Raw genomic sequence first — 15140 nt, 5'->3', positions numbered from 1 at the left:
GACGATTACCGGTCGTACCCGCCCCCCCCCCGCCCCCATTTTGTGCCCGCCCGGGAGCGGGTTTCGTTGGGTTGCGGCCCCACCCGCCCCCCCCCCCCAACTCGGCGAGAAGGCCGCCACCGCGGTCGGCCTGCTGGCCCTGGTCGCCGGACAGGACGTCGAGCCCGCCGACGACTCCGACGGCCGTGACGGCCGCTGGCGCATCACCCGGGGCACCGCACCCGACCGGATCGTCTCCACCGTCGACCCCGACGCCCGACACGTCCACAAGACCCGCACCCACTACCAGGACGGATACAAGGCCCACCTCGCCATCGAGCCCGAGACCACGATCTACACCGAGGTCGAGCTCACCCCGGGCGCAGGACCCCGGCACCACGAAGCCGCCGTCGCCGAGAGCCTGCTCGCGGGCGAGGACGAGCCGGTGGACGCGTTCGGCGACACCGCCTACTCCACCGGGGGCGCCCGCCAGGCCCTCGGCGACGCAGGACACCGCCTGTTCTTCAAGCCCGCCCCTCAACGACCCGCCATCGCGGGCGGTTTCGTCCTCGACGACTTCCGGATCGACACCGCCGGCGGGACGGTCACCTGCCCCGCCGGCCGCGCCGTCCCGCTCTCACCCGACCGCGGCCCCGACACACCCCGCTCGGCGGCCTTCGGTGACCGCTGCACCGGCTGCCAGCTCCGCGAGCGGTGCACCGCCTCCAAGACCGGCAGGACCCTTCGGATCCAACCCGGCTACGACCTCCAGCACACCGCCCGCCGACAAGCCGCCGACCCCGCCTGGCAAGCCGCCTACCGCCGATGGCGACCCCCGGTCGAACGAGCCGTGGCCTGGCTCGTCGGACACCGAAGCCGCCGCCTGCGCTACCGAGGAACCATCAAGAACAACACCTGGCTCCACACCCGCGCAGCCGCCCTCAACCTGCGAACCCTGCTCAACCTCGGACTCGCCCACAACGGCACGACCTGGCAAATCCAGGCCACCACCTGACAGCACGGCCCGGATCAACCCAAGATCTTCATCAGCCTTCTAGACTGCCGGGGTGGATCGGACGACGCCAGGCCCCGTGCTCCCGGAGTTGCCGCTCCAGGAACTGGAGTGCTTCTCCGTCCTGGTGCGCCAGTTGCACTTCGGGCGGACGGCGCAGCTCCTGGGCGTCTCGCAGGGCCGGGTCTCCCAGCTGATCAAGCGGCTGGAGGGCCGGGTCGGCGCCCCGGTGTTCGAACGGACCAGCCGGCGGGTCGAGTTGACCGAGCTGGGGCGCGAGCTGGCCGAGCAGGTGGTGCCCGCCGTCGACCGGCTCCGGGAGGGCTTCGAGGCGGCCCGCGCCCGGGCCGCCTCGACGGACCGGCCGCTGCGCCTGGGGTTCCAGTGCGCCGTGTACGAGCCGGTGGCCAGGGCGATCGCGGGCCTTCCGGAGGGCGCGGCCCAGCTCGTCGAACTGTCCTGGGGGGATCCGTTCTCCCACCTGGGCCGGGGCGAGATCGACCTGGCCATCGTGCTGTCCCCGTGCCGGGAGGACGGCCTGCGGGTGCTGCTGGAGTTCTCGCGGCAGCCGATGTACGTCGCCCTCTCCGCCGGGCACCGCCTGGCCGGGGCGGCGAGCGTCTCCACGGACGAACTGGCCGGGCTGGCGCTGATCGAACCGCGGGGGCCCGCCCCGGACTACTGGCGCCGGGTGAACGCCCCGCGGCAGGCGCCGGACGGGCGGGAACTGGCCTACCCGGCGGGCGCGGCCACGCTCCAGGAGGGGCTGTCGACGGTGGCCAGCACCCGCCTGGGGCTGCTGCTGTGCGAGGCGAGCACGGCGTACGTCCAGCGGCCGGACATCCGCTATCTGCCGGTGCCGGGCCTGGAACCGTCCACGCTGCTGGTGGTGCAGGGCGAGCGGCGGCCGCACCCGCTGGCCGGGGCCTTCGTACGGGCGCTCACCGCCGTGGGCGCGTGACGGCGGCGAGCAGCAGTCCGGCCGCCGTGATCAGCGCCGCCGTGAGGAGCACGGCGTGGGTCCCGGCCCGGTCGATGACCAGCCCGCCGGCGAGCGAGCCCAGCGCGATGCTCGCGTTGAACACGCCCGCCCACAGCGCCGCCGAGGCCTCGATCCGGGCGGGGTCGGCGATCCGGACCCAGGTCTGGGTGGAGATCGAGACCCCGCCGTACGAGGCGCCCCAGACGACGAGCGCGAGCAGCACCGCCACCACGCTCCCGGTGAGGAGCGGCAGCAGGGCGGTGGCGAGCGCGACGCCCGCGAGGGCGGTGGCCACGGCCGCCTTGGGGTGCCGGCCGGCCAGCGGGCCGAGGGTGAAGTTCCCGGCGACGCCGGCCAGTCCGTAGACCAGCAGGCAGGCGGCGATGACGCCGCTGCTCAGGCCTGCGTCGAGTTCGAGCACCGGCCGTACATACGTGTAGCCGGTGAAGTGGCCGAGCACGACCAGCGCCGTGACGGCGAGTCCGGCGGCGACGCCCCGGTTGCGCAGCGCGTCCGCGATCCGGTCGAGCCGGCCGCGCTCGTGGACGGGGAGGGCGGGGAGCGTGCGGGCGAGGACGGCGGCGGACACCGCGCCGAGCAGGGCGAGGGCCCAGAACGCGGAGCGCCAGCCGAGCAGTGCCGCGAGGTAGGTGCCGAGGGGGACGCCGAGCACCGAGGCGATGGAGACGCCGGAGAAGATCAGCGTGGTGGCGAGGGCGATCCGCGGCCCGTCGGCGAGGCGTGGGCCCAGCCCCGCGGTGATGCCCCACACGACGCCCATCGCGAGGCCGAGCAGGACGCGGGCGGCGGCCAGTACTGGGTAGCTGGGGGCGAGCGCGGTGAGCGCGTTGGCCAGCGACAGCAGCAGCATGAAGGCGATCAGCACGTGCTTGCGGTCCCGGAGCCCGGTGAGCGCGGGAACGAACGGGGACAGGACGGCGGCGAGGAGCCCGGTGATGGTCAGGGAGAGCCCGGTGACGCCGTCGGAGACGCCGAGGGTCTTCGAGACGGGGGTCAGCAGCCCCACGGGCATCATCTCGGCGGAGACCACGGTGAAGGTGGCGAGGGCCACGGCGGTGATCGGTGCCCAGCGGGGCGGGCTGCCGGGGGCGGCCGGGGGCGCGAGGGTGTCGGCGTCGGTCATGGGGCCAGCCCATCAGCCGCGCCGAGGGCGGAACAAGATCGATGAGCTCATCCGTCGATTAGCCAGGCTCATCGATCCGGGAACGCCCCCGGCGCCGCCCGCCGTGGTGCGGCAGGCGGCGCCGGGGGGCGCGGTCACTCCGCCGGGGCGATCCGGTAGCCACCCGCGGCCGAGTAGAGGGTCAGCGCCTCGACCGGGCAGAAGTCGACCGCGTCGGCCAGCGCCTCCGTCAGCTCGGCGCCGTCGGCCGCGTAATCGGCCACCGGCTCGGCCAGCCCGTCGGCGCCGAGCGCCAGCGAGCCGGGGGCGCTCAGGGCGCACATCCCGGAGCCGATGCAGCGGTCCCGGTCGACCCGGACCACCACCGCGTCGGCGCCCGTCCCCGGCGTGGCCGTCACCAGGCGACCTGGAGGGTCTCGGGGCTGCGGGTGAGCAGGCCCCGCCGCCAGTCGATCTCCTCGACCGGCCCGGTCAGGCGCAGCGAGGGCAGCCGGCGGGCCAGGCGGTGCAGGGCGAGTTCGAGCTCCATCCGGGCCAGCCAGGCGCCCAGGCAGTGGTGCGGCCCGGCGCCGAAGGTCAGCATCGGCGCGGCCAGCGGGGAGAACAGCTCGGTGAGCAGGTCCCCGGTGAAGACCGTCGGGTCCTGGTTGGCGGCGACGGTGTCGGCGGCGACGACGCTGCCCGCCGGGATGACCACCCCGCCGATCTCGACGTCCTCGATGGTGCGGCGCAGCAGGCCGGGCAGGTGCTGGCCGTCGCCGAGCGGGACGGCGCGCAGGATCTGCTCGGTCGCGGCGGTCGCGCTGGCCTCGTCGGAGGCGAGCCGCTGCCAGGCCTCGCGGTCCTCGGTGAGCAGGTAGACCAGCGCGTTGCCGAGGCTGGTCATGGTGGTCTCGTGGCCGGCCACGACGAGGCCGATGACCAGCGTGACCAACTGCTCCTCGGCGATCGAACCGTCCTCGGCCGCGGCCGCCAGCAGGCTGCTGACCAGGTCCTCGCCGGGGTCGGCGCGGCGTTCGGCGATCACCGCGGCGCCGAAGCCGGCGAACTCGGCCATGGCGGTGGCGATCTCCTCGGCCGTGTAGGCGGTGGCCGAGAGCGCGTGGTCGCTCCAGTGCGAGAGCTTCTTGCCGTCCAGGTTGTCGAGCCCCATCAGCCGGGTGATCACCTGGACCGGCAGCTTGCGGCTATAGCCGGCCACGATGTCGGCGGGGGAGCCGTGGTCGATCATCTCGTCGATCAGGGCCTCGACCACCGAGGCGACCCAGGGCCGCCAGCGGGCGATGGCGCGCGGCGTGAAGGCCCGCTGCACGGTGCGGCGCAGCCGCTGGTGCTCGGTGCCGTCGATGTTCAGCAGGCCCTGCGGGCTGTCGAGGATGTTCGGGATGACGGCGATCGGCGGCGCGTCCGGCGCGTACAGCGGGGCGCGGCCCAGGCGCGGGTCGGTCAGCACCTGCCGCACGTCCGCGTGGCGGCTGACCAGCCAGACGGGCGTGCCGGTCGGCAGCGCGGCGAGCCGGGGCGGGCCGGGCTCCAGGCGGCGCAGGCAGTGCATCGGGATGAGCGGGACGGTGCCGGTTCCGGCACCGGTCGCACTGTTCTCGGCGGACATCCGTACTCCAGACTCCAGGGCGGGGGGCCGTACGTGACGGCCCGACGGGGGGTGGAACCGGGATGGTGCGGGGACGGGTGGGGCGGGCCGGCGGGCGGCTCGGCCCGGGCCGGGTTCGGCGGACCGGGACGAACGGCGGATCGGGTGGGACGGCGGACCGGGACGAACGGCGGATCAGGTGGGACGGCAGATCGGGACGAACGGCGGATCAGGTGGGACGAACGGCGGATCGAAGGCGGAAGCGAAGGCGAACGCGGACCGGAACGGGGGATGGCGCGAATCGTGCGACGGCGTACGGTCGGTACGCCTCGGCGCGGACGGCGCGCGGTGGCGCACCGTCGGGTGGGGCGGATGTGCTGAGCGTGGTCGCGTGGACCGCTTCTGCTACGACCGTACGTGGGCGGCGGTGCGCGCGTCAGCGGCACTTCCAGCCAACGGCGCTCCTTTCCGGGCACTTCGAGGCACGCTGACGGGCGCTCGGCGGCGCCCGCGCGCCCTGCCCTGCGGGCCGCGCCGGGGGGTCCGGCGGATATCTCGACGGCATATGACGCCTTTGCGGCCGGTGCGGTGAGCCGGATCACCGGGCCCGCCCCGTCGGCGCCCGTCGCTACGGGCGCTACGCTTCGTGGGCAGTCGTTTGTCGCAGGTCACGCCGGTGCAGAGCCGCATCGGCCGACGGAGGTGGAATCGGATGGCCCAGCAGGTCAAGGCAGTCATCGCGCGCGCCAAGGGCGCGCCCGTGGAGGTGACCACGATCGTGGTGCCGGACCCGGGGCCGGGCGAGGCGGTGGTCAAAATCCAGGCCTGCGGGGTCTGCCACACCGACCTCCACTACCGCGAGGGCGGCATCAACGACGAGTTCCCGTTCCTGCTCGGGCACGAGGCGGCGGGCATCGTCGAGTCGGTCGGCGAGGGCGTCACCGAGGTCGAGCCGGGCGACTTCGTCGTCCTCAACTGGCGTGCGGTGTGCGGCCAGTGTCGCGCCTGCCGGCGCGGCCGCGCGCAGTACTGCTTCAACACCCACAACGCCAAGCAGAAGATGACGCTGCTGGACGGCACCGAGCTGTCCCCGGCGCTGGGGATCGGCGCGTTCGCCGAGAAGACCCTCGTCGCGGCCGGCCAGTGCACCAAGGTCGACCCGGCGGTCTCGCCGGCCGTCGCCGGCCTGCTGGGCTGCGGTGTGATGGCGGGCATCGGCGCCGCCATCAACACCGGGGGCGTCGGTCGCGGCGACTCGGTCGCGGTGATCGGCTGCGGCGGCGTCGGCGGCGCGGCCGTGATGGGCTCGCGGCTGGCGGGCGCGTCGAAGATCATCGCCGTCGACATCGACGACCGCAAGCTGGAGACGGCCCGCAAGCTCGGCGCCACCCACACCGTCAACTCCCGCAGCACCGACCCGGTCGAGGCGATCCGGGAGCTGACCGGCGGCAACGGCGCGGACGTGGTGGTCGAGGCGGTCGGCCGCCCGGAGACGTACAAGCAGGCCTTCTACGCCCGCGACCTGGCCGGCACCGTCGTCCTGGTCGGCGTGCCCACGCCGGAGATGACGCTGGAGCTGCCGCTGCTCGACGTGTTCGGCCGCGGCGGCGCGCTGAAGTCCTCCTGGTACGGCGACTGCCTGCCCTCGCGGGACTTCCCGATGCTGATCGACCTCCACCTCCAGGGCCGCCTGGACCTCGGGGCGTTCGTCACCGAGACCATCGAACTCGACGCGGTGGAGCAGGCGTTCGAGCGCATGCACCAGGGCGACGTGCTCCGTTCGGTCGTGGTCCTGTGAACGCGCGGATCGACCGGCTGGTCACCGCCGGGACCTTCGAACTCGACGGTGGCAGCTGGGAGGTGGAGAACAACGTCTGGATCGTCGGCGACGACGAGCAGGCGGTGGTGATCGACGCCGCGCACGACGCCGACGCGATCGAGGCCGCGCTCGGCGGGCGCCGGCTGCTGGCGATCGTCTCCACCCACGCGCACAACGACCACATCGACGCCGCCCCGGCCCTCGCGGCCCGCACCGGCGCGCCGATCCTGCTGCACCCGGACGACCTGCCGCTGTGGAAGCTCACCCATCCCGAGCGCCTCCCGGACGGCGAACTCGCCGACGGGCAGCGGATCGAGGTCGCCGGCACCGAGCTGACCGTCCTGCACACCCCGGGCCACGCCCCGGGCGCGGTCTGCCTGTACGCGCCGGAGCTCGGCACCGTCTTCACCGGCGACACCCTGTTCCACGGGGGCCCGGGCGCGACCGGCCGGTCGTTCTCGCACTTCCCGACGATCATCGACTCGATCCGCGAGCGGCTGCTGTCGCTCCCGGCCGAGACGGTGGTCCGCACCGGCCACGGCGACCCGACCACCATCGGCGCCGAGGCCCCGGCCCTGCCGGACTGGATCGCCCGCGGGCACTGACCGCGAACGGCCCCCGGAGCACGCCGCGTGCTCCGGGGGCCGTAGCATCGCGATCATGGCCCATGATCCCCGCGACCTCGACGACGCCTTCCTCGCCTTCTGGCGCGAGCGTCACATCGCCACCCTGACCACCGCTCGCCCGGACGGCTCGCCGCACGTGGTGCCGGTCGGCGTGACGTACCAGCCGGAGACCGGGACGGCCCGGGTGATCACCAGCCGCACCAGCCGCAAGGCGCGCAACGTGGCGGCGGCCGGCCCGCAGGGCCTGCGGGTCGCGGTCTGCCAGGTGGACCGGGCCCGCTGGTCGACCCTGGAGGGCGTGGCCGTCGTCCGGGACGAGCCCGAGCAGGTCGCCGACGCCGAGCGGCGCTACACCGAGCGCTACCGCGAACCCCGGGCGAACCCGGACCGGGTGGTCATCGAGATCGCCGTCGACCGCGTCCTCGGCCGGCCCTGAGAGCCCTGCTCCCGGGCTTCCTCACGCGTGGCCGGCGCCCATCCTGAGCGCGAGCTCGCGGGCGTGGTCGGCCGCCGCCGGGCCGCGGCCGGAGTCGGGCGCCTCGGAGAGGAAGACGAGCGCCAGCATCAGCGCGGCGTCCAGCCGGCCCACGACCAGGCACGGATCGTCGTCGGCCGGGGCGGTCGCCGTCCTCGCGTACCCGCTGCGGACCGCCGCCGGGTCGAGGTCGTTCTCCGGGTACCGGGCGTACTCGACGAGCCGGCCGAACTCCAGGGCCGGGGGCCCGAGCAGGGCGTTCGACCAGTCCAGCAGGGCGACCGCCCGCCCCTGGTGGCGGCGGATGTTGGCGCTGCGCACGTCGAGGTGCAGCAGGCTGTCCTCGGTGAAGCCGGTGAGGTGGCCGGCGAGCAGGGAAGCGGCCGGCGGCTCGGGCCAGTCGTCGACGCGGCGGCCGATCTCGGCCCAGCGGCGCCCGATGCGTGCGGCGATCGCCGCCGCCGTGCCGGTTCCCTCCGCCGCGACGGGCCTCAGCTGCGGCGGCGGCACCTGGTGGAGCCGCGCGAGGAGGTGACCCAGCTCGAAGGAGTCGAGGTCCGAGCCGTCGTCGGGGACGTAGGCGGACAGCAGCACGTCGGGGGCGGCCGGGTCGTCCGCCAGGACGAGCTCCCTCGGCTGCGCGACCGGCAGGCCGTGGGCGGCCAGGTGCTTCGCGATGACGTACTCCTGCCGGAGCAGGGTCCGGGTGTCCACGTGGGGGTCGTTGGCGTTCGACTCGAACCGCTGGCGTGCGAGCCGCACCGCGACGGGCTGGCCGTCCCGCGCCTGCGCCCGGAACACGGAGAACTCCAGGCCCTTGCCGACGAGTTCCAGGCCGCTCAGGCCCCACCGCTCGGCCAGGTCGTCCAACGCGGCGAATCGCTCACTCATGTGCACCTTCGGGGTTTCGCGGTCGCAGGTCGGCCTGCGTCTTTCACCACCAGTGTGAAGGCGCCGGGCGGGCACGTCAGGCGTTCACCGGAGATGGCGCGGGATGACGCGGGATGGCGCAGGTGCGGCCCCGGCCCGGCTCAGCCCCGGTTGTGGTCGCCGGCCGCGCCGTCGAGGAGTTCGCGCAGGATGTCCATGTGGCCCGCGTGCCGCGTGGTCTCCGTCACCATGTGGATGAGCACCCAGCGCAGCGACACGGCGTCGCCGAACCAGGCCTTGCCCAGGTCGTCGAGGTCGAGTTCGCCGATCACCTGGTCGGCGGCGGCGCGGGCGCGGGCGTAGAACGCCAGGACGTCCTCGGTGGACTCGTGCGGCTCCACCCTCATGTCGGAGGTCTCGTCGGCCTCCAGGTCGAAGGGCAGGGGCCCCGTCTCGCGGCCGAACGCCTCGCAGAACCAACCCAGCTCGGCACCCCCCAGGTGCTTGACCAGGCCCAGCAGGTTCGTCCCCGACGGGGTCATCGGCCGCCGCAGCTGCTCGTCGTCCAGGCCGTCGAGCTTCCACAGCACCGCGTCGCGGTGCCGGTCGAGGGCGACCTGCAGACTTTCCTTCTCAGCACCGGTGAACGGTACGCGCTTCATCATGGGCGGACCGTACCAGCCGTCACCGACAGTGCCGCCGGGCTGGTGGCCGGGCCCCGTCCGGTCACGCCTGCGCGCGGAACGGGGCCGTCCGTCCGGGGTGGCGCCGCGTCAGGCGGAGCGGTGGTAGGAGGTGAGCGAGATCCGGACCGGGCCGTCGTCGGCGGCCGTGGCGAGGATGCGGACGATGGCGATGTCCTGGCCGCCCTGGGCGCGGACGCAGAAGCTGCGGTCGGTGCGCAGGGCGTTGAAGGGCAGGGTGGAGACCGGTTGGGTCTCGACGCCCTTGACGCAGTCGGGGAGGGTGAGCCGGCCGGTCGGCGCGACGTAGGCGTCGCTGTCCTCGGGGATGTAGAACTCGCCGGCGTGGCGGCCCAGGTACCAGGTGGAGGCGTCCTGGGCGGTGACCTTCCCGGCCTTGAGGTCGAACTCGTAGCTGGGGTCGGGGGAGGTGAGTTCGAGGTTGGTGTGGACGGCGGTGTACCCGGGGGCCGGTGTGGCGGCGGCGGTGGTGGCCGGGGCGGTGGCGGACGGGGCGGTGGCGGCGCCGGCGGACGGGGCGAGGCCGGCGGCGACGTTCTGGTCGTCGAGGTCGTCGAGGTACTCGGGATCGAGCAGGACGAACGCGGCCGCGGCGCCGACGAGGAGGGCGGCGGTGGTCAGGAGCACGGTGCGGGTGCGGGTACCGGTGTGCCGGCGGGCGGGGGCGGCGGGCTCGGGTCTGTCGGGGGCCGGTTGCAGCCGGGTGGGCGACGGGGCGGGGAGGCCGAGCCTGGTCGGGGCGTCGGCCGCGGCCCGGGCCGGGGAGAGGACGGTGGCGGGCGGGGCGGGTGTGGCGGGCGTGGTCGGCAGGTCGCTGTGGCGGCGGATCGCGCTGCTGACCTGCTGGGGCAGCCAGTCGTCGGAGAAGCGGAGTTCGCCGCCGGTGGCGGGGTGCCGGCGGGCGGCCTCGATCAGCTGGGCGGTGCCCGGCCGGTCCTCGGGGCGCTTGGCCAGGCAGTGCCGGACCAGTTCGTGCAGTCCGGGCGGCAGGTGGGAGAGGTCGGGCTCCTCGTGCACCGCCCGGTACAGCGAGGCGGGCTCGGGCCCGTCGCCGAAGGGGGGAGTGCCGGAGCCGACGTAGGCGATCAGGGCGCCCAGCGCGAAGACGTCGGTGGCCGGGGCGGCGGACAGGCCGAGGGCCTGTTCGGGGGCCATGAAGCCGGGCGAGCCGATCCGAAGGCCGATGCCGGTGAGCGGGCTGGCGTCGGCGGCCCGGGCGATGCCGAAGTCGATGACGCGGGGGCCGTCGGCGGCGACGAGGACGTTGCCGGGCTTGAGGTCGCGGTGGACGACGCCCGCCGCGTGGATCGCCTGGAGGGCCTCGGCGATGCCGGCGAGGAGCAGCAGGACGGTCCGTTCGGGCAGCGGTCCGTAGTGGTGGACGACCTGCTGGAGGGAGGGGCCGGGCACGAAGGTGGTGGCCAGCCAGGGAGTGGCGGCGTCGGTGCCGGCATCGACCACCTGGGCGGTGTAGAGGCCGTGGATGCGCCGGGCGCTGGCGACCTCCTGGGCGAAGCGGTGCCGGAACTCGGGGTCCTCGGCGAGTTCGGGCCGGACGACCTTGAGCGCGACCGGCCGCCCGCCGGGGGTGTAGGCCAGGTAGACGAGGCCCATGCCGCCCGCGCCGAGCCGCGCGCAGAGGCGGTAGCCGCCGACCTCGCGGGGGTCGTCCGGGGACAGCGCCTGGAACGCCGTGGGCGACGGGGCGCCGAAGGGCTCTGCGGTCATGCTGGCTCCCAGCGGGTCGTGCGGGTGGGACGGGGGAGTGGCGGAGCGGGGCAAGGCAAGGCAGGACGGGGCAAGGCGAGGGCGCGGCGGGCGGTCGGGCCGGGGCCCGGACGGACGTCGGCGTCGTGAAGCGCACCGGATCATAACCCGACTGGGATTTCAGTCAGGAATGGGGTCCTCCGATCGGCCGGTGCCCCCTCCGGGTAAGGTGATTCCTTGTGGCTGACCGTCGAACCTTGATCATGGAAGCGGCTGCGCGGGTCATCGCCCGGCGCGGCGTCCGCGGGCTGCGCGTGGAGGAACTGGCGGCGGAGGCGGGTGTTTCGACCGCGCTGATCTACTACCACTTCAAGGACCGCGCGGGGATCCTCCGCGCGACGCTGGAGTTCATCAACGACCGGGCCGAGCGCTACACGACGGAGCGCGCGGCGGACGCGCCGCCGCTGGACGCCCGGGGCGAGCTGGAGCAGACGCTGCTGCTGGAGCTCCAGGACACCCCCGAGGTGCGGGAGAACAGCACGGCCTGGGGCGAGCTGCGGGCGAGTGCGGTGTTCGACCCCGAGCTGCGGGAGGACCTGGCCCGGGCCACCCTCGTCTGGGTCCAGGAGGTCGCCGAGCTGCTCGGGCAGGTGCGGCCGATGAACGGGGCCGCCGCCCTGGCGGCCTCGGCCGAGCGGCTGACCGCGCTGCTGGAGGGGCTGAGCGTCCGTTGGCTCAGCGGCAGCCTGCCGGTGGCGCACGCGCGTGAGCTGATGGCCGGCGCGATCGAGGCCGAAGTGGAGCGACTGCGCGGGTAGCGTGCGTCGCGTTCCGGCCCCGGGCGAGGCGGCCCGGGGCCCTTTTCCCGTGTCGGGGTCGGCCGGGCAGTTCCATGATCTGGAGCTTGACTGAAAATTCAGTCAATGTCAGAGTTGCGGCTGCGGGGCCACCGGTCACTCGGTGGGCAATACTTGATTTGGAGATCCGTCATGAGCAGCACCCACGGTGACAACCGCTCCCTGTTCGACCGCCTCTTCGGGGCCCCGACCCCGCCCCCGCACCAGGCGGAGCACGGGCTGCCGTACGCCGGCGAGGCCGGGCTCCCGCAGTGGTGGGTGGACCGCGACGACGTCCCGCACGCCCGCACCTGGATGTCCTGGCCGTCCCGCAAGTCCGTCTGGGGCCGGCAGCTGGCGGGTGTCCAGCAGGACATCGCGCTCATCGCCCGGACCATCGCCCGCTTCGAGCCGGTGGTCATGTGCGCCCCGGACGACTACAGCGTCCGGGAGGCCCAGTCCCTGTGCGGACCCGCCGTCACCGTGACGGATGCCGTCCCCACCGACGACCTCTGGATGCGGGACACCGCCCCGGTGTTCCGGCGCGACGGCTACGGGCGGCTCGACGCCGTCGGCCTCAACTTCAACGGCTGGGGCGGCAAGCAGACCCACCGGGACGACGCCGAGGTCGCGCGCGGCATCGCCGAGATGCTCCGACTCCCCTTCTCCTACGCGGAGTTCGTCGGCGAGGGCGGCTCGGTCGAGACCGACGGCGACGGCACCCTGATGGCCACCGAGAGCAGCCTGGTCAACAAGAACCGCAACCGGGGCATGAGCCGGGACGAGATCGAGGAGGCCGTCCTGGAGGTGTACGGCGCGGACAAGATGATCTGGGTCCCCGGGATCAAGGGGCAGGACATCACCGACGACCACATCGACGTCACCTCCCGGTTCGTCCGGCCGGGCGTCGTCCTGGTGCAACTGCCCCCGGCGGACCGCCACGACGTCTGGGCCCGGGACGCCCGGGAGCAGTTCGACATCCTCTCCCGGGCCACCGACGCCAGGGGCCGCAGGCTCCAGGTGGTCCGGGTGGACGGCCCCGACACCGTCCGCTCGCGCGACTCGAAGTTCGTCGACTCGTACCTGAACTTCCACGTCGTCAACGGGGGCGTGATCGCCGCCCAGTTCGGCGACGTGTACAAGGACGAGGCCGCCCGGCGCACCCTCGCCGAGGCCTTCCCCGGGCGCGAGGTCGTCCAGCTCGACGTCGACCGCCTGATGGCCGGGGGCGGCGGCATCCACTGCTCCACGATGCAGGAACCGCTGCCTTAGGGCCTGTCCGGTCGACCGGGCCCAGCAGATTTTGAAGACGCGCCCTAGGCGCGCCAGCCCGCGATCTCCGTGCCGATCGCCTCGCCGAGCAGGCTGCGCGCGCGGTCGAGCGGCAGGGAGCCGCTCAGCCAGCGGATGCTGAGGCCTTCCAGGAGCGCGGTGAGGCGTTCGGCGGAGGCGGCGTGCGCGGGCGCGGTGCCGAACGGGTGGGCGCGGCCGAGCAGGCCGGCGATCTCGTGCACCCAGGTGTGGGTGGCCCTGGCCAGGTCCTCGCGGAGGCGGGACTCGAAGACCGCGCTCGCCCGCAACTCGCCCCAGGCGGTGCTGTTCTCGCGGACCTCGGTGGAGTCCTGGAGTTCCAGCAGCAGAGCCTGGGCCAGTTCGCTCCAGGGGTCGTCCGCGGGCGCCCCGGGCTCCGGTTCGGCGGTGTAGCGGTCGGCCCGTTCGCCGATGAACTCCAGGGTCTCGCGGAGGATCCCGGCGCGGTCGGTGAAGTGGTAGTAGATCAGCGAGGTCGACACCCCGGCCTCGGCCGCCAGTTCCCCCACCCGCAGTCCGCGTACGCCGCGTCGCGCGATGAGTCGTGTGGCCGCTCTCAGTATCTCTGTTCGACGGTCTGGCATGGTGGTCCACTGTACTCGAAATATTGACTGAACTTTTAGTCTGGTTTGAGAGGCACTCACCCTGGCCTCCCGGCCCGGCGGATCGCCCGATTCGCCCGATCGGCGCCGCGCGGGCTCGCTGACGGACCCGCCGGCCACCCCTACTGTCGGATATCGCCCGCTTCGGGGTGGAATCCGTGTCGACGAGGGGACCTGCCATGAGAGAACCCGCCCTGTCCCGCCGGGCCGTGCTGCGCTCCGGGGCGGCCGCGGCCGTGGTCGCGATGGTGGAAGGCTGCGGTTCGTCGGGGGCCTCGTCCCCGAAGGACGAGCCGACCACGGCCGCCGGCACGGGCACGGGCGGAGCCGCGAGCGCCGCCGCGTCGTACGCCATGCCGGCCGAGTGGCGCCCCCACACCAGGACGTTCATGGCCTGGCCGGCCCTCGATTCGGTGTGGGGCGACCAACTGCCCGCCGTCCGCCAGGACATCGCGCACGTCGCGCAGGCCGTCGCCCGGTTCGAACCCGTGGTGCTGATGGCCCGCCCGGACCAGAGCGCCGCGGCCCGGCAGCTGTGCGGCTCCAGCGTCGAGGTCCTCGACCTGGCGGTGGACGACCTGTGGGCCCGCGACACCGGCCCGACCTTCGTCACCGGCCCGGCAGGACTGGCCGGCGTCGACCTCAACTTCAACGGCTGGGGCGGCAAACAGACCCACGACAACGACGCCAAGGTCGCCCGGTACCTCCTCGACCACTACAGGATCCGGCGCATCCAGGCGCCGATCACCGGCGAGGGCGGCGCGATCGAGGTCGACGGCGAGGGCACCCTGATGGCCACCGAGAGCTCGTGGGTCAACGCGAACCGCAACCCGGGCACGAGCCGCGACCAGATCGAGGGGGCCCTGAAGGAGCTGTTCGGCGTCCAGAAGGTCATCTGGTTCGCCGGCGTGGCCGGGCAGGACATCACCGACTGCCACATCGACGCCCTGGCCCGGTTCGCGGAGCCGGGCGTGGTCGTCATCCACCGCCCCGGCCCGGACACCCCGCCGGACATCTGGTCCCGCGCCTCCGACCAGGCCTTGCAGGTGCTCGGCTCCACCACCGACGCCAAGGGCCGCAAGCCGCGGATCGTGGAACTCGCCGAACCCGACCTCACCGGGCAGCCGGACCGGGGCAAGGACTTCCTGGCCACCTACCTCAACTACTACGTCGTCAACGGGGCCGTGATCATGCCCCAGTTCGGGGACAAGGCCTCCGACGACCGGGCGGCGGGCGTGCTGGCCGACCTCCACCCCGGCCGCGAGATCGTCCCGGTGAGCATCAACGCCATCGCGGCCGGCGGTGGCGGCATCCACTGCTCGACCCAACAGCAGCCCGAGGCCGCCGCCGGGGCCTCCGGCGGCTCCTCGGGCCCGGCCTGACCGACCGGCCGGGCCTGAGTGGCCGGGCCTGACCGGCCGTGCCGTGCCGAGCCGCCCCGGCTTCCGGGCTCGGCGCGGCGCGGCCGATCGGGCCGTTTCC

At 74.0% G+C, this 15140-nt stretch carries 14 protein-coding genes and 1 pseudogene; 8 read left to right on the top strand and 7 right to left on the bottom strand.

Annotated elements, in window-relative coordinates:
- Positions 1 to 85: 85 nt before the first annotated feature.
- Together ACFV6D_RS03685 and ACFV6D_RS03680 are read left to right on the top strand one after the other, a co-directional pair.
- Positions 86 to 994, top strand: a pseudogene (locus tag ACFV6D_RS03685) (transposase); the annotation flags it as partial.
- 52 nt (positions 995 to 1046) lie between these two features.
- Entirely contained in the window at positions 1047 to 1952 is a 906-nt protein-coding gene (locus ACFV6D_RS03680) for a LysR family transcriptional regulator (protein ID WP_063350530.1), read from the top strand.
- Here the strand turns inward: ACFV6D_RS03680 and ACFV6D_RS03675 are convergent.
- The 3 genes from ACFV6D_RS03675 to ACFV6D_RS03665 form a co-directional block, all read right to left on the bottom strand.
- Positions 1933 to 3117, bottom strand: a complete 1185-nt coding sequence (locus ACFV6D_RS03675) for an MFS transporter (RefSeq protein WP_208869127.1) — start codon at positions 3115 to 3117, stop codon at positions 1933 to 1935. The genes ACFV6D_RS03680 and ACFV6D_RS03675 overlap by 20 nt on opposite strands.
- 134 nt (positions 3118 to 3251) lie before the next feature.
- The gene (locus tag ACFV6D_RS03670; RefSeq protein WP_079136117.1) at positions 3252 to 3515 is read right to left on the bottom strand and encodes a ferredoxin; all 264 of its coding nucleotides are present in this window, start codon (positions 3513 to 3515) and stop codon (positions 3252 to 3254) included.
- Positions 3512 to 4729 (bottom strand): cytochrome P450, encoded by a 1218-nt coding sequence (locus tag ACFV6D_RS03665; RefSeq protein ID WP_063350531.1) that lies wholly within the window; start codon positions 4727 to 4729, stop codon positions 3512 to 3514. Before ACFV6D_RS03665 ends, ACFV6D_RS03670 begins: the two co-directional genes overlap by 4 nt.
- 691 nt (positions 4730 to 5420) lie before the next feature.
- Between ACFV6D_RS03665 and ACFV6D_RS03660 the strand changes: the two genes are divergently transcribed.
- From ACFV6D_RS03660 to ACFV6D_RS03650, 3 genes are read left to right on the top strand one after another with little or no spacing between them, the layout of a single operon-like run.
- Positions 5421 to 6506, top strand: a complete 1086-nt coding sequence (locus ACFV6D_RS03660; protein WP_380342693.1) for an S-(hydroxymethyl)mycothiol dehydrogenase — start codon at positions 5421 to 5423, stop codon at positions 6504 to 6506.
- Entirely contained in the window at positions 6503 to 7132 is a 630-nt protein-coding gene (locus ACFV6D_RS03655) for an MBL fold metallo-hydrolase (protein WP_063350533.1), read from the top strand. Before ACFV6D_RS03660 ends, ACFV6D_RS03655 begins: the two co-directional genes overlap by 4 nt.
- A gap of 55 nt (positions 7133 to 7187) precedes the next feature.
- On the top strand, positions 7188 to 7589 hold the full coding sequence (locus tag ACFV6D_RS03650; RefSeq protein ID WP_063350534.1) for a pyridoxamine 5'-phosphate oxidase family protein: 402 nt from the start codon (positions 7188 to 7190) through the stop codon (positions 7587 to 7589).
- A gap of 21 nt (positions 7590 to 7610) precedes the next feature.
- Here the strand turns inward: ACFV6D_RS03650 and ACFV6D_RS03645 are convergent, their stop codons facing one another.
- The 3 genes from ACFV6D_RS03645 to ACFV6D_RS03635 all read right to left on the bottom strand — a co-directional run bounded on the left by ACFV6D_RS03645 (position 7611) and on the right by ACFV6D_RS03635 (position 10930).
- The gene (locus ACFV6D_RS03645; protein WP_380342689.1) at positions 7611 to 8519 is read right to left on the bottom strand and encodes a phosphotransferase family protein; all 909 of its coding nucleotides are present in this window, start codon (positions 8517 to 8519) and stop codon (positions 7611 to 7613) included.
- 140 nt (positions 8520 to 8659) lie between these two features.
- Positions 8660 to 9163, bottom strand: a complete 504-nt coding sequence (locus ACFV6D_RS03640; RefSeq protein ID WP_380342686.1) for a DinB family protein — start codon at positions 9161 to 9163, stop codon at positions 8660 to 8662.
- A gap of 108 nt (positions 9164 to 9271) precedes the next feature.
- Positions 9272 to 10930, bottom strand: a complete 1659-nt coding sequence (locus tag ACFV6D_RS03635; protein ID WP_380342683.1) for a serine/threonine-protein kinase — start codon at positions 10928 to 10930, stop codon at positions 9272 to 9274.
- Positions 10931 to 11172: 242 nt separating this feature from the next.
- Between ACFV6D_RS03635 and ACFV6D_RS03630 the strand changes: the two genes are divergently transcribed.
- Both ACFV6D_RS03630 and ACFV6D_RS03625 read left to right on the top strand, forming a co-directional pair.
- Positions 11173 to 11727, top strand: coding sequence for a TetR/AcrR family transcriptional regulator (locus ACFV6D_RS03630; protein WP_063350538.1), 555 nt, complete (start codon positions 11173 to 11175; stop codon positions 11725 to 11727).
- Between the two features lie 171 nt (positions 11728 to 11898).
- Positions 11899 to 13017, top strand: a complete 1119-nt coding sequence (locus tag ACFV6D_RS03625) for an agmatine/peptidylarginine deiminase (RefSeq protein ID WP_380342680.1) — start codon at positions 11899 to 11901, stop codon at positions 13015 to 13017.
- A 44-nt stretch (positions 13018 to 13061) separates the two neighbouring features.
- Here the strand turns inward: ACFV6D_RS03625 and ACFV6D_RS03620 are convergent, their stop codons facing one another.
- The gene (locus ACFV6D_RS03620) at positions 13062 to 13640 is read right to left on the bottom strand and encodes a TetR/AcrR family transcriptional regulator (protein ID WP_063350539.1); all 579 of its coding nucleotides are present in this window, start codon (positions 13638 to 13640) and stop codon (positions 13062 to 13064) included.
- Between the two features lie 197 nt (positions 13641 to 13837).
- Here ACFV6D_RS03620 and ACFV6D_RS03615 point away from each other — a divergent pair, with 197 nt between their 5' ends.
- On the top strand, positions 13838 to 15040 hold the full coding sequence (locus ACFV6D_RS03615; RefSeq protein ID WP_063350540.1) for an agmatine deiminase family protein: 1203 nt from the start codon (positions 13838 to 13840) through the stop codon (positions 15038 to 15040).
- Positions 15041 to 15140: the final 100 nt, after the last annotated feature.

The organism is Kitasatospora sp. NPDC059812 (assembly GCF_042732075.1).
In the GTDB taxonomy this organism is placed as follows: Bacteria; Actinomycetota; Actinomycetes; order Streptomycetales; family Streptomycetaceae; genus Kitasatospora.
The sequence above is the reverse complement of the archived record's forward strand: the minus strand, read 5'-3'. Positions and strand labels throughout refer to the sequence as shown.